The sequence below is a fragment of the Amycolatopsis balhimycina FH 1894 genome, assembly GCF_000384295.1.
Taxonomy (GTDB): domain Bacteria; phylum Actinomycetota; class Actinomycetes; order Mycobacteriales; family Pseudonocardiaceae; genus Amycolatopsis; species Amycolatopsis balhimycina.
Window position 1 is genome coordinate 9095126 of sequence record NZ_KB913037.1, and the last position, 13320, is coordinate 9108445.

Annotated in this window: 10 protein-coding genes and 1 riboswitch; of the genes, 9 read left to right on the top strand and 1 reads right to left on the bottom strand. The window is 72.0% G+C overall.

Annotation, left to right across the window (positions count from 1 at the left end):
• Positions 1–85: 85 nt before the first annotated feature.
• The 3 genes from A3CE_RS0142015 to A3CE_RS0142025 all read left to right on the top strand — a co-directional run bounded on the left by A3CE_RS0142015 (position 86) and on the right by A3CE_RS0142025 (position 1984).
• Positions 86–361 (top strand): YggT family protein, encoded by a 276-nt coding sequence (locus tag A3CE_RS0142015; protein ID WP_013224824.1) that lies wholly within the window; start codon positions 86–88, stop codon positions 359–361.
• A gap of 52 nt (positions 362–413) precedes the next feature.
• On the top strand, positions 414–1268 hold the full coding sequence (gene wag31 / locus A3CE_RS0142020; protein WP_020646114.1) for a DivIVA-like cell division protein Wag31: 855 nt from the start codon (positions 414–416) through the stop codon (positions 1266–1268).
• Positions 1269–1408: 140 nt separating this feature from the next.
• The gene (locus A3CE_RS0142025; RefSeq protein WP_020646115.1) at positions 1409–1984 is read left to right on the top strand and encodes a hypothetical protein; all 576 of its coding nucleotides are present in this window, start codon (positions 1409–1411) and stop codon (positions 1982–1984) included.
• Between the two features lie 98 nt (positions 1985–2082).
• Here A3CE_RS0142025 and A3CE_RS0142030 read toward each other — a convergent pair whose 3' ends face one another.
• The gene (locus A3CE_RS0142030; protein ID WP_020646116.1) at positions 2083–2829 is read right to left on the bottom strand and encodes an ArsR/SmtB family transcription factor; all 747 of its coding nucleotides are present in this window, start codon (positions 2827–2829) and stop codon (positions 2083–2085) included.
• 64 nt (positions 2830–2893) lie between these two features.
• Here A3CE_RS0142030 and A3CE_RS0142035 point away from each other — a divergent pair, with 64 nt between their 5' ends.
• The 6 genes from A3CE_RS0142035 (at position 2894) to A3CE_RS0142060 (ending at position 13305) form a co-directional block, all read left to right on the top strand.
• Positions 2894–4216: an MFS transporter gene (locus A3CE_RS0142035; RefSeq protein ID WP_020646117.1), complete on the top strand. Its 1323-nt coding sequence runs from the start codon at positions 2894–2896 to the stop codon at positions 4214–4216.
• Positions 4217–4455: 239 nt separating this feature from the next.
• Positions 4456–7614, top strand: coding sequence for an isoleucine--tRNA ligase (gene ileS / locus A3CE_RS0142040; RefSeq protein ID WP_020646118.1), 3159 nt, complete (start codon positions 4456–4458; stop codon positions 7612–7614).
• An 81-nt stretch (positions 7615–7695) separates the two neighbouring features.
• On the top strand, positions 7696–9318 hold the full coding sequence (locus tag A3CE_RS0142045; RefSeq protein ID WP_020646119.1) for a penicillin-binding transpeptidase domain-containing protein: 1623 nt from the start codon (positions 7696–7698) through the stop codon (positions 9316–9318).
• Positions 9319–9400: 82 nt separating this feature from the next.
• A complete protein-coding gene (locus tag A3CE_RS0142050) occupies positions 9401–10147 on the top strand; it encodes an ArsR/SmtB family transcription factor (protein WP_020646120.1) in 747 nt (248 codons plus the stop codon).
• Positions 10148–10242: 95 nt separating this feature from the next.
• Entirely contained in the window at positions 10243–11721 is a 1479-nt protein-coding gene (locus tag A3CE_RS0142055) for a potassium/proton antiporter (protein WP_020646121.1), read from the top strand.
• A gap of 78 nt (positions 11722–11799) precedes the next feature.
• Positions 11800–11914: riboswitch (SAM riboswitch) on the top strand.
• A gap of 38 nt (positions 11915–11952) precedes the next feature.
• Positions 11953–13305 (top strand): aminotransferase class V-fold PLP-dependent enzyme, encoded by a 1353-nt coding sequence (locus A3CE_RS0142060; RefSeq protein WP_020646122.1) that lies wholly within the window; start codon positions 11953–11955, stop codon positions 13303–13305.
• Positions 13306–13320 lie beyond the last annotated feature (15 nt).

Sequence of the window (13320 nt, forward strand, 5' to 3'; positions counted from 1 at the left end):
GTGACTTTGCCGACCCGAAGCGGGCTCGGCCCCCTCAACTGCGTCTTCGGAGAGGACGCCCGGTTACAGTAGGTGCGTGGAAGCTGTGTGGCTGGTCGTCTGGTACGTGCTGTTCGCCTTCTGGCTGCTGCTGACGGCGCGGATCGTGGTCGAACTCGTCCGGACCTTCGCGCGTGAGTGGCATCCGGCCGGAGGGGTTGCGGTCACGCTCGAGACCATCTACACAGTGACGGACCCGCCGGTCCGATTGTTCAGACGGATCATTCCGATGGTCCGGATCGGCGGCGTCGGACTGGACTTGTCGATTATGGTGCTGCTGTTGGTTGTGTTCTTCGCGATGCAACTGGCGACTCCAAGTTGATCGGGGAAACTTGGGTGGACCCTGCAGGCCATGGAGTGCGTGAGGTGATCTGATGTCGTTGACCCCCGCTGACGTGCATAACGTCGCGTTCAGCAAGCCGCCCATCGGCAAGAGGGGCTACAACGAGGACGAGGTGGACGCGTTCCTCGACCTGGTGGAGACCGAGCTGGCCCGGTTGATCGAGGACAACAACGAGCTGCGCCAGCAGATGGAACAGCTCGACGCCGAGCTCGAGTCGACTCGTAGCGAGCTGGAGAACGCCAAGGCGAACGTCGGCGCGCCCCCGATGCGTGAAGAGCCATCGCGGCGCCTGGCGCCGGTGCCGCCACCGCAGTCCGCCATGGAGCAGACCCAGGCGCACTCGATGGTCGGTGACAGCACGGAGCCGAACGTGCAGGCCGCCAAGGTCCTGGGCCTGGCCCAGGAGATGGCCGACCGGCTGACCGCCGAGGCCAAGACCGAGTCGGACGGGATGCTGGCCGAGGCCCGCACCAAGTCCGAGCAGCTGCTCTCGGACGCGAGGTCGAAGTCGGACTCGATGGTCAACGAGGCCCGTACCCGCGTCGACACGATGCTGAACGACGCGCGGACCCGGGCGGAGACCCTGGAGCGCCAGGCGCGTGACAAGGCGACGACGCTGGAGCGCGAGTCGCAGCGGAAGTACACCGAGACGATGAACAGCCTCAACTCGGAGAAGAGCGGGCTGGGCAAGAAGATCGAAGAGCTGCGCACGATCGAGCGGGAGTACCGCACGCGACTGCGCGGGTTCCTCGAGTCCCAGCTGCGCGAGCTCGACGACCGCGGTTCCGCGGCCCCCGCGTCCGCGTCGTCGAACTCCGGGCAGTCGTCCGGTTCGTCGAGCGGCGGCCAGGGCTACTCGTTCGGCCCGCGGGCCGAAGCCGGCTAAATTTCTTGAGGGCGGCGGAGTTTCCGCTCCGGGCCCACCTGCCGGTTTTCCCGGCGGGTGGGCCACGGTTCGGAGTCGATCCAGTACCACCCGTGGGCGGGTCGTGGTCCGCTCCCGGGTGGTTCGTGCTGTAATTCAGCGTGCTTTACATCGTGCTGGTCCTGGTACTGGCGGCTCTGGGGTTGCTCGTCACCGCGCTGATCACGGCTTCTTCGCTGTGGGCGTGGGTTTCCATCGGTCTTTCGGTGCTGGCCGGGGTGATCCTGGTCGCCGACTGGCTGCGCCGCCGTCGCCGGTCCGCCGCATCGGCCGCTCCTGTCACTCCTGCCGCTTCGGCCGTTTCCCCGCCGGAGCCGGCGGAACCCGCGGAAGAAGAACAAACGACCCTGATCCCGGCATCCGGTGACCTGGGCGACCCGGCCGACACGCCCGAGCCTCTTCCGGCCGACGAAGCCGACGCTTCACCCGAGGCCGAAACGAACGGCGATTCCGAGCCGGAAGTGGAAGAGACCCCCGAGTCGGACATCGCCGTCCTGGCCGACCTCGAAGACGAGGTCGTAGTGGTCGACGAGCACCCCCGCTACCACCTCCGGACCTGCGTGTGGCTGGGCACCCGCGACACGATCCCCATCGGCGTCGGCGAAGCCCGCCAGCTCGGCTTCACCCCCTGCGCCCGCTGCACCCCGAACGCGACGTTGGCAGCCGCCCACCGCTGACGCCGTGTCGACCCTCCAATCACGCGTGATGCCCGGACGGAACGGACGACACGCGTGTCTGGAGGGACGACACGCGTGATTGAGGGGACGACACGGCGTCAGGCGGCGAGGTCTTCCACGCCGAGGTGGGTTTCCAAGGCTCGCGCGCCGTCCGGTGTCAGGCGCAGGGCGCGGTGGGCCTGGGCCCGCCGCTCGACCCAGCCCGCTTCGGTGAAGCGGGTGGCGACGGCCGCGCCCAGCGCGCCCGCCAGGTGGTGGCGCTGCTCGCTCCAGTCCAGGCAGAACTTCAGCAGCGGACGCCGTTCCGCCGCGACGAGATCGAGGTCCACGCCCAGCGTGCCGAAGACCGGGGCCGCGGTGGGACCCAGCGTGTACGGGTGTTCGCGCAGCGGAGCCGAAATCCGGTCGCCTGGTCGCCGTCGCGTGTCGGACGCCCCGGCCAGCGCGCCCCGGGCCAGCAACGCCGACGTGACCGCCACCCCGAGCCGCCCGGCCAGGTGGTCGTAGCACGTCCGGGCCGTGCGCAGCGCCTCCGCCCGCGTGCCCTCCCGCAACGACGTCACGGGCTGGGACGGCGAGAACCGCGCCAGCGTCTCCAGCAGCTCGGCGGTGCCCGGCCCGGCCAGCCGGTAGAACCGGTGCCGTCCCGACTTCTCGGCGACGACCAGGCCGGCCTCCCGCAGCTTCGCCAGGTGCGCGCTGACGCCCTGGGCGGACAGCCGGGCTTCGCCGGCCAGCACGGACGCGGCCAGCGCCCGGCCGTCGGCGAGCGCGAGCAGCACGCGGACCCGCGCCGGGTCCGCGAACAGCGCGGCCGTGCGGGCGATGTCGGCGTCGCCTTCCATGCCTCCAGGATGCCCCCGGCACAGTTCCACCGCGACGGAAGTGTTCGCGCTGTCCACTGGACGCATGCTCCTGTTCACCATGTGCGCCGGCATGTTCCTGGTGCAGCTGGACGTCACGGTCGTCAACGTCGCCCTGCCCACCATCGGCACCGACCTGCACGCCGGCCTCGCGGCGCAGCAGTGGGTGGTGGACGGCTACTCGGTCGTCCTCGCCGCGCTCCTGCTCACCGGCGGTGCCCTGGGCGACGTCTTCGGCCACCGGCGGGTCGTCCTCGCGGGCTTCGCGCTGTTCGGCGCGGCCTCGGCCGCGTGCGGGCTCGCCGGGACCGCGGCCTGGCTCGTCGCCGCCCGCGCCGGGCAGGGCGTGGGGGCCGCGCTGCTGCTGCCCGGCACGCTCGCCGTGATCACGAACGCCTACCCGGGACACGCCGAGCGCGCGCGGGCGCTGGGCATCTGGGCCGGGGTGTCGGCGCTGGCGTTGTCGGCGGGCCCGGTGCTGGGCGGTGCGGTCGTCTCGGCGGCCGGGTGGCGGCCGGTGTTCTGGCTCAACGTCCCGGTGGTGCTCGCGGCCGCCTTCGCGACCCGGCGGCTCGTGCCGCGCGGCGAGCGCGGGCCCGGGCGGCGGGTCGACGTCGCCGGCGTCGCCACGGCGGTGCCCGCCCTCGCCGCCGGGGTGTACGCGGTCATCGCCGGGAGCGTCGTCGCGGGGGTGGCCGCGGTCGTCGCCTTGACAGCGTTCGTGGCCGTCGAGCGCCGGTCGGCGGACCCCATGCTGCCGCTCGACGTCGCCCGGCGGACGTTGAGCGCGAACTTCGTCGCGGCGGCGATGAACTTCGCCGGGATCGGCTCGATCCTCGTGCTGACGCTGTACCTGCAGGGCGTGCGGCACGCGTCGCCGCTGGCAGCCGGGCTCGAGGTGCTGCCGCTGTTCGCGCCGCTTTCGCTGCTGGCGCCGGTCGCGGGCCGGCTGACCGGCCGGTTCGGGCCACGGCCGCTCATGGTGGCCGGGCTGGCGCTCGGCGCCCTCGGGATGCTGAACCTGGTGCTGCTCACCGAAAACAGCGGCTACGCGGCGCTCCTGCCGACGTTGCTGGGGCTGGGCACCGGGATGGGCCTGCTGACGACGGCGGTGGTGACGGCGGCGGTCAGCGGCATCCCGCCCGCTCGCGCCGGCGTCGCCAGTGGCGTCAACAACACCGCTCGCCAGGCCGGGGGCGCGCTCGGGGTGGCTGTGCTCGGCGCGGTCGTGGGCGCGCCGGGCGACCGGTTCGTCGCGGGCCTGCACGTGGCCGGCCTGATCGCGGGCACCCTGTGGCTGGCCGCGATCGGCGTGACGCTGGCCGGCGTACGTGCCCCTCGTGACAATCGGGTTGCGCGGGCCGGTTAACCTGGTACGCAACACGGCGTCGATCCGGCCATCACCGGGGAGCCTCCGGAAGAACCGAGCGCGAGCTCCCAGTAGAACCGGACGGGTGCGGCCCGTGACAGCCGTCGAATGAGCGGCCCGGGAGCAGTTGCCGGGCAAGCGGGGTGGTACCGCGGAACGCCGAGGCGTCTCGTCCCCGTGTGGGTGACCGGTGCAGAGCCGGTCGTCCGTACGCGAGCGACGAACCGAGGAGCACCCGGATGTACCCCCAAGCCCAGCTCGGCGACGGCACAGGAGTCCCGTCGCAGCCGTCCTTCCCCGCACTGGAGAAGCAGGTCCTCGCCTACTGGGAGACGGACCGGACGTTCCAGGCGACCATCGACGCGCGCCCGGCCGGTGAGCACGGCGACAACGAGTACGTCTTCTACGACGGCCCGCCCTTCGCCAACGGCCTGCCGCACTACGGCCACCTCCTCACCGGGTACGTCAAGGACCTGGTGCCCCGCTACCAGACGATGAAGGGCCACAAGGTCGAGCGCCGGTTCGGCTGGGACACCCACGGCCTGCCCGCCGAGCTCGAAGCCATGCGCCAGCTCGGCATCACCGAGACGTCCGAGATCGAAGAGATGGGCATCGCGAAGTTCAACGCGGCTTCGCAGGAGTCCGTCCTCCGCTACACCGACGAGTGGCGCGAGTACGTCACCCGCCAGGCGCGCTGGGTCGACTTCGACAACGACTACAAGACCCTCGACGTCACCTACATGGAGTCGGTGCTCTGGGCGTTCAAACGCTTGTGGGACAAGGGACTCGTCTACGAGGGCTACCGCGTCCTGCCGTACTGCTGGCGCGACGCGACGCCGCTGTCCAACCACGAGCTGGGCATGGACGCCGACGTCTACCGCAACCGCCAGGACCCGGCCGTCACGGTCGGCTTCCGGTTGCAGGACAACGGGAACGAGCTCGACGGCACCTACCTGCTGATCTGGACGACGACGCCGTGGACGCTGCCGTCGAACCTCGCCACGGCCGTGCATCCCGAGGTGCAGTACGTCGTCGTGGAGAGCGAAGGCAAGCGGTTCCTGCTCGCCGAAGCGCGCGTCGCCGCGTACGCGCGTGAACTCGGCGAAGAGCCGACGGTCGTCGCGCACTACACCGGCGCGCAGCTGCTCGGAACCCGTTACGCGCCACCGTTCCCGTACTTCACCGGCACCGAGAACGCGCACCAGGTCCTCGCCGCCGACTACGTCACCACCGACGACGGCACCGGGATCGTCCACATCGCACCCGCCTACGGTGAAGACGACAAGGCTGTCACCGACGCGGCCGGGATCACGCCGGTCACGCCGGTCGACGCGCACGGCAAGTTCGACGCGACCGTGCCCGACTACGAGGGCCAGCAGGTCTTCGACGCCAACCCGAACATCGTCCGGGATCTCAAGAACGGCACGGGTTCGGCCGCGCGGCAGGGTTCCGTGCTGCTGCGGCACGAGACCTACGACCACTCCTACCCGCACTGCTGGCGCTGCCGGAACCCGCTGATCTACCGCGCGGTCTCGTCGTGGTTCGTCGCGGTGACGCAGTTCAAGGACCGGATGGTCGAGCTGAACCAGCAGATCACCTGGTACCCGGAGAACGTCAAGGACGGCCAGTTCGGGAAGTGGCTGGAGAACGCGCGCGACTGGTCGGTCTCGCGCAACCGCTACTGGGGCACGCCGATCCCGGTGTGGCAGTCCGACGACCCGGCGTACCCGCGCACCGACGTCTACGGCTCGCTCGACGAGCTGGAGGCCGACTTCGGCGTGCGGCTGGACAACCTGCACCGGCCCTACATCGACGAGCTGACCCGGCCGAACCCGGACGACCCGACCGGGCAGTCGACCATGCGCCGCGTCCCGGACGTCCTAGACGTCTGGTTCGACTCGGGTTCGATGCCGTACGCCCAGGTGCACTACCCGTTCGAGAACGCCGACTGGTTCGAGCACCACTACCCGAGCGACTTCATCGTCGAGTACATCGGGCAGACCCGCGGCTGGTTCTACCTGCTGCACGTGCTCGCCACGGCGCTGTTCGACCGGCCGGCGTTCCGCGCCTGCGTCGCGCACGGCATCGTGCTGGGCTCGGACGGCGCGAAGATGTCGAAGTCGCTGCGCAACTACCCGGACGTCAACGAGGTCTTCGAGCGCGACGGCTCCGACGCCATGCGCTGGTACCTGATGGCGAGCCCGATCCTGCGCGGCGGCAACCTCGTCGTCACCGACAAGGGCATCCGCGACGCCGTCCGCCAGGCCGTGCTGCCGCTGTGGAACTCGTACTACTTCCTCGCGCTGTACGCGAACGCGGAAGGCGTCGACGGCAAGTGGCGCACGGACTCGCCGAACGTGCTGGACCGGTACGTCCTGGCGAAGACGCACGAGCTGGTCACCGACGTCGAGTACGCGATGGACAGCTACGACGTCGCGGGCGCGTGCCAGACCGTCCGTGACTTCCTCGAGGTCCTGACGAACTGGTACGTGCGCCGCTCGCGGGACCGCTTCTGGGCCGGCGACCAGGACGCGATCGACACGCTGCACACCGTGCTCGAGGTGACGTCGCGGGTCGCGGCGCCGCTGCTGCCGCTGACCACCGAGGTCGTCTGGCGCGGGCTCACCGGCGGCCGTTCGGTGCACCTGACCGACTGGCCGAACGCGAACGACCTGCCCGCGGACGCGGCGCTGGTCACCGCGATGGACCGGGTGCGGCAGGTCGCGTCGTCGGCGCTGTCGCTGCGGAAGGCGAACAAGCTGCGCGTGCGGCTGCCGCTGTCGTCGCTGGTCGTGGCGGCCGGCGACGCCGAGACGCTGGGCGCCTTCGCCGACATCCTGCGCGACGAGGTGAACGTCAAGGCGGTCGAGCTGACCACCGACGTCGCCGCGCACGGCGGGTTCGAGGTGGCGGTCAACGCCCGTGCCGCCGGTCCGCGCCTGGGCAAGGACGTCCAGACGGTGATCAGGGCCGTCAAGGCCGGGGACTGGTCGCTCCAGGGCGGGGCCGTCGTCGCGGCCGGGATCGCGCTGCGGGAGGGCGAGTTCGAGCGGCGCCTGGTCGCCAAGGGCGGCGGCGCGGCGGCGGAACTGCCCGGCGGGTCCGGGCTGGTCCTGATCGACACCGACGTGACGCCGGAGCTGGCGGCCGAGGGCCTGGTCCGCGACCTGGTCCGGGTCGTGCAGCAGGCTCGCCGTGACGCCGGGCTGGACGTCGCCGACCGCATCGCGCTCACGGTCGACGCGCCTTCCGACGTCGTCGAAGCGGCGAAGCGGCACGAAGAGTTCCTGGCTTCGGAGACGCTGGCGACGTCGGTGACCTACGGCCCGGTCGCCGAGGGCTTCGCCGGCACGGTCGGCGACGGCACGAAGGTGACCATCAGGGTCGCGAAGGCCTGACCGCCGGGGGTGGCCAGTAAGGTGACAACCCGACTGGCCACCCCCGCTCGGGGCGGCACCTTGGGGGAGGGGTTACGCGGAATGAGACCGGCCAAAAGACGGGGCATCCTGATCGGCGGCGCGCTGCTGGTCGTCGTGGTCGTGGCGGCGGCGTTCTTCCTGCTGAACAGCGGGAGTTCGAAGCCCGAAGCGGCCACCGGGGCGACGGCGGTGGAGAGTCCCGGCGCGCTCGACCCGAACTCGGCGATCACCGAGTACCTGCAGGACCTGTCCGAGAACAACCCCGACGCGGCGAGCAGGCTGACCGACGACGCCGCGGCGGCCGCAACGGCCCTGCGCAGCACGCGGAACGCGCTGAACCCGTCGTCGGTGAAGGCCAAGCTGACCGTCCTGCAGCCGACCCCGGCCGGGGCGAAGCAGACCGGCGGGACGTTCAACCTGTCCTGGGCGTTGAAGCCGGGCAAGACGTGGACGTACGACGTGCCGTTCCAGCTCGCCCAGGCGGGCGGCAAGTGGCTGGTGCACTGGGCGCCGTCGCTGCTGCACCCGAAACTGGAGGCGGGGCAGCGGCTGATGATCGGCACGGCCGTGCAGGACCCCACCGCGGTCACCGACCGTGACGGCAAGCCGCTGCTCGTGAGTGAGCCGGGCGGCGTGCGGCCGGTGGACGGCAACCCGGCGCCGCTGCTGCGTTCGGCCCTCACCGGGCAGGTCACGGCCGCGAAAGGCGGGGGCTTGACCGTCGAGCGGGTCGACGCCGCCGACAAGAGCGTCGAGACGCTGTTCGGCAAGGCGTCGGACGGGGCGAAGCCGCTCGTGTCGAGCCTGAGCCTGGCCGCGCAGAACGCCGCCCAGGCCGTGGTGGACGGCTACCAGGGGTCGGCGATGCTCGTCGCCCTCGACACGGCGTCGGGCGACATCCTCGCCGTGGCGCAGAACGCCGCCGCCGGGGACGCGCTGAAGGCGCTCAACGGCCTGTACGAGCCCGGTTCGGCGTTCAAGATCGCCACTTCGGTCGCCGCCGTCCAGCAGAGCGGCTTGAACGCGGGCTCTCCGGTCGACTGTCCCGGCGTCGCGACGATCGGCACGCGGACGGTCAAGAACGAGGGGTTCGAGCTGGGCGCGACGACGCTGCAGACGGCGTTCGCGAGGTCCTGCAACACCACGTTCGGGCAGCTCGCGCTCGGCCTGCCCGCGGACGGGCTGAAGAAGGCGGCCGACGAACTGGGCCTGAACGCCGACTACGAGATCCCCGGGCTGTCCACCGAGCTGGGGCAGGTCGAGCCCGCGGCGAGCAAGGACGAGCAGGTCGAGGACGGGTTCGGCCAGGGCCGGATCCAGATCAGCGCGCTCGGTGGCGCCGTCATGGCCGCCACCGTCGCGTCCGGCAAGGCGATCACGCCGAAGCTGTGGCACGACATCGAGACCACGGTCGTCAAGGGCTACTCGCCGCCGCCGTCCTCGGTGCTCGGCGAGGTGCGGAAGATGATGCGCGCGGTGGTCACGAGCGGGACCGCCCGCGGTGCCGCGGGCGCGGGGAACGTCTTCGGCAAGACCGGCACCGCCCAGTTCGGCGACGGTTCGGCCGCCACGGGCTGGTTCGTCGGCTACCGCGACCACATCGCGTTCGCCGTGGTCCTGGAGAAGTCGAACGACTCCGGCCCCGCGGTCAGCCTGGCAACCAAGTTCCTCAAGGCCCTCTGACCCCGGCCTGAGCGGCACTTTCACCGGAAAGTGCCGCATCGGTTCGGCCGTGGCCGAAGTTCGCGGGCCGTAGCGTGGGGGCATGGAGACGATCGCGCTGGCCGAGGTGGCCGCGGTGCTGGCCGACCCGAGCCGCGCCACCATGTGCCTCGTCCTGCTGGACGGGCGGGCCTGGACGGTCGGTGAGCTGGCGAAGGCGGCCGGGATCGCGCTTTCGACGGCCAGCGAGCACGTCACCCGGCTGGCCGACGCGGGGTTCGTCGCCCGGGCCAAGCAGGGCCGGGCCAGCTACGTCCGGATCGCCGATCCGCGCGTCGCCGAGCTGATCGAGCACCTCGCCCAGCACGCAGTGACGTCCGGGGCTCCGCCCCGGGCGGGGGGCTCCGCCACCCGGAGCCCCCGAAAAACTGCCGGGCACCGGCCGGCGACCGGGCTGAAGTCGTCGTTGCGCGTGCGGCGGCTCGGGTTCGCCCGGACGTGTTACGACCACCTCGCCGGTGTGCTCGGGGTCGCCCTCCGCGACGGCATGCTGGCCACCGGCCTGGTCGACGCGGCGGCGGGGCTGGCGCTGACCGGCCGCGGCCGCGAGGTGCTGGCGGGCCTGGGCGTGCCGGTCGCCGCCGGGCGGCGGCCGCTGCTGCGTGACTGTCTGGATTGGACGGAGCGCCGGGACCACCTCGCCGGGGCGCTGCCGGCGGCGCTGTTGGACCGCGCTGTCGGTGCCGGCTGGGTCGCCCGGGACGGGCACCGCGCGGTCAAGGTCCTGCCGGGCGCGGCACAGCCCTTCGCGGCACTCGGTGTCGATCTCGACGCGCTGGGTAGGCCTTAACACACCGGGGGGCCGCCGCGGGGCAGCGGTACACGAACGAGTTAACCCGGCCGCTTCACTATTCTGAGTGCCCACGGCACTCGGGAGGAGGCGGCATGGACCAGCTCCCCGTGTTGCTCGGCGTCGGCGGCGTCGTGCTGCTGGCCTCCGTGCTCGCCGTGCGCGTGTCGATCCGGCTCGGCCTGCCTTCGCTGCTGCTCTACCTCGCGATCGGCGTCGTGCTGGGCGAAGCCGGCTTCGGAGTCCGGTTCGACAACCCGGGCCTGACCCAGTCGCTCGGCCTCGCCGCCCTCGTCATGATCCTCGCCGAAGGCGGGCTGACCACGCGCTGGTCGGCGGTGAAACCCGCGCTGGGCAGCGGGATCGCACTGTCCACAGTGGCTGTCGTGGTGAGCATCGCGGTCACCGGCGCGGCCCTGCACTGGCTGCTCGGCCTCGACTGGCGGCTGGCCCTGCTGTGGGGCGCGGTGCTCGCCTCCACCGACGCGGCCGCGGTGTTTTCGGTGCTGCGCACGGCGGGGATCGGCAAACGGCTCACCGGGGCGCTCGAGCTCGAGTCGGGCATCAACGACGCGCCGGCCTACATCGCCGTCGTGGTGCTGGCCGAGGGCTCCACTGTGGACTGGACGTTGCCGCTGCTGGCGGTCTACGAGCTGACGACGGGCCTGGTGATCGGGCTCGCGTTCGGCTGGCTCGGCGGGTTCGCGCTGCGCCGGGCCGCGCTGCCGGCCACCGGCCTCTACCCGCTCGCGACGGTCGCGGTGTGCGTCGTGGCCTACTCGTCCGGGCAGCTGCTGCACGCGTCCGGGCTGCTCGCCACCTATGTCGCCGCGCTGGTGCTCGGCAACTCGCGGCTGCCGCACCGGTCGGACACGCTGTCGTTCGCCGAGGGGCTGGGCTGGCTGGCGCAGATCGGGCTGTTCGTCCTGCTCGGCCTGTTCGCCTCGCCGGGCCGGCTGCTCGACGCGATCGTGCCGGGCCTGGTCGCGGCCGCCGTCGTGCTGCTGCTGGCGCGGCCGATCTCCGTCGTGCTGGCGATGCTGCCGTTCCGGCTGCCGTGGCGGGAGCAGGCGTTCCTGTCGTGGGCCGGGCTGCGCGGCGCGGTGCCGATCGTGCTCGCCATGATCCCGTTGTCGGAGGGCCTGCCGGGCGCGCAGCGGCTGGTCGACGCGGTGTTCGTGCTGGTCATCGTGCTGACGCTGCTGCAGGGGGCGACGCTCGGGCCGCTCGCGCGCAAGCTCGGGCTGGCCAAGAAGTCCGAGGCGCACGAGATCGAGGTCGACTCCGCGCCGCTGGACGAGCTGGGGGCCGAGCTGCTGCAGGTCCGGATCCAGCCCGGCTCGAAGATGCACGGCGTGTACCTGTCCGAGCTGCGGCTGCCGATCGGGGCGACGGTCAGCCTGGTCGTGCGGGACGGCACGGGTTTCACGCCGCAGAAGACCAGCCGGCTGCAGGAGAACGACCAGCTGCTGGTCGTCACGACGAGTGACGTCCGCGACGCCGCCGAACGCCGGCTCCGCGCCGTCGACCGGGCCGGGCGCCTGGCCCGCTGGAAGGGCGAGTCCGGCCGCTGAGCACGCTCTGTGACCGCCGTCTCAGAATGTGAGGCGGGGGTTGGCCGCGGGGCGCGTTCTCGGTTACCTTTTGCCTCAGGTCATGAGTGCCAGCGCGAAGCCCCGGCTTGCTGGCCGGCAACCCTCCTACCGCGGTGGGGTGCCCCGGGTGAAGACCGGGCCGGTCGCGTCGTGCGACAGGCAAGCGCGGGCCCCTCGCCGGGGGTCCCCCGGACTGCCGAGGAGGCACCGATGACTCTCGCCATCGATCGCACGCAGCTCGAAAATACTGCCGCTCCCGAAAATACTGTCCCCCAGGACATCCCCGCCGTCGCCGGTGCGTCGCTGCGGGTGCCGCTGGTGACCGGTGGGGACATCGGGTACGCCAACCTCGACCACGCGGCGAGCGCCCCTTGTCTCGACGCCGTCCGCAGCGCCGTCGACGAGTTCCTGCCGTGGTACGCCAGCGTCCACCGCGGCGCGGGCTTCGCGTCGCAGGTGTCGACCAGGCTCTACGAGCGCACCCGCGACGTCCTGCGCCGGTTCGTCGACGCGCGGCGGACCGACACCGTCGTGTTCACCCGCAACACCACCGACTCCTTCAACCTGCTCGCCCGCAGCTTGCCCCGGCACACCACGGTGATCGTGTTCGACACCGAGCACCACGCCGCTCTCCTGCCGTGGCAGGGGCCGAACGTCCGGCGGCTGCCGACCCCGCGCACCCGCCTCGCCGCGGTGTCCGCTGTGGACGAAGCGCTCGCGGACGCCCCGGAAGGACCGCGGCTGGTCGTCGTCACCGGAGCGTCCAATGTGACCGGTGAGCTGCTGCCGGTGGCGGAGATCGCCGCGGTGGCGCGCAGGCATGGCGCCCGCGTCGCGCTCGACGCCGCCCAGCTCGCCCCGCACCGCCGGATCTCGATCAGGGAACTGGACGTCGACTACGTCGCGCTGTCCGGTCACAAGCTGTATGCGCCCTTCGGCGCGGGCGCGCTGATCGGCCGCGCCGACTGGCTGCGCGCGGCCCGCCCGTACCTCGCCGGCGGCGGCGCGACGAAGCTCGTCACCGAGGACGCCGTCGTCTGGAACACCGGGCCGGAGCGGCACGAAGCCGGCTCGCCCAACACCGTCGGCGTGTACGCGCTCGGTGTCGCGTGCGAAACCCTGAGCCGCGACTGGGACGCCGTCGTGGCGCACGAGCAGGCCCTGCTCACCCGGCTGCGCAAGGGCCTCGAGGGCATCCCGGGCTGCGCCGAACTGCGGCTGTTCGACGCGCCGGTCGACCGGGTCGGCACGGTCAGCTTCGTCGTCGACGGCTTCGACCCGGGCTGGCTCGCCGCGGTGCTGTCGGCCGAATACGGCATCGGCGTCCGCGACGGCGCCTTCTGCGCCCACATCGCGGCCCAGCGCCTGATCGGCGTCACCGGCGGCGACGGGCGGCAGGCAGTGCGCGTCAGCCTCGGCCTCGGCAGCACCGAGGAGCACGTCGACCGCGTGGTCCTGGCGCTGCGGCAGATCGTGGCGCGCGGAGCCCGCTGGGAGTACGCGAAGGTGGACGGCCGCTGGGCGCCGGTGGGCGACCCGCGGGAGCTGCCGCCGTTCTGCTGAGCGCTAGCCTGGCCC

Excerpts from the sequence above, each read along its gene's own strand:
- wag31 (WP_020646114.1), top strand. The coding sequence starts at position 414 with ATGTCGTTGACCCCCGCTGACGTGCATAACGTCGCGTTCAGCAAGCCG.
- A3CE_RS0142030 (WP_020646116.1), bottom strand. The coding sequence starts at position 2,829 with ATGGAAGGCGACGCCGACATCGCCCGCACGGCCGCGCTGTTCGCGGAC.
- A3CE_RS0142035 (WP_020646117.1), top strand. The coding sequence starts at position 2,894 with ATGCTCCTGTTCACCATGTGCGCCGGCATGTTCCTGGTGCAGCTGGAC.
- ileS (WP_020646118.1), top strand. The coding sequence starts at position 4,456 with ATGTACCCCCAAGCCCAGCTCGGCGACGGCACAGGAGTCCCGTCGCAG.
- A3CE_RS0142045 (WP_020646119.1), top strand. The coding sequence starts at position 7,696 with ATGAGACCGGCCAAAAGACGGGGCATCCTGATCGGCGGCGCGCTGCTG.
- A3CE_RS0142050 (WP_020646120.1), top strand. The coding sequence starts at position 9,401 with ATGGAGACGATCGCGCTGGCCGAGGTGGCCGCGGTGCTGGCCGACCCG.
- A3CE_RS0142055 (WP_020646121.1), top strand. The coding sequence starts at position 10,243 with ATGGACCAGCTCCCCGTGTTGCTCGGCGTCGGCGGCGTCGTGCTGCTG.
- A3CE_RS0142060 (WP_020646122.1), top strand. The coding sequence starts at position 11,953 with ATGACTCTCGCCATCGATCGCACGCAGCTCGAAAATACTGCCGCTCCC.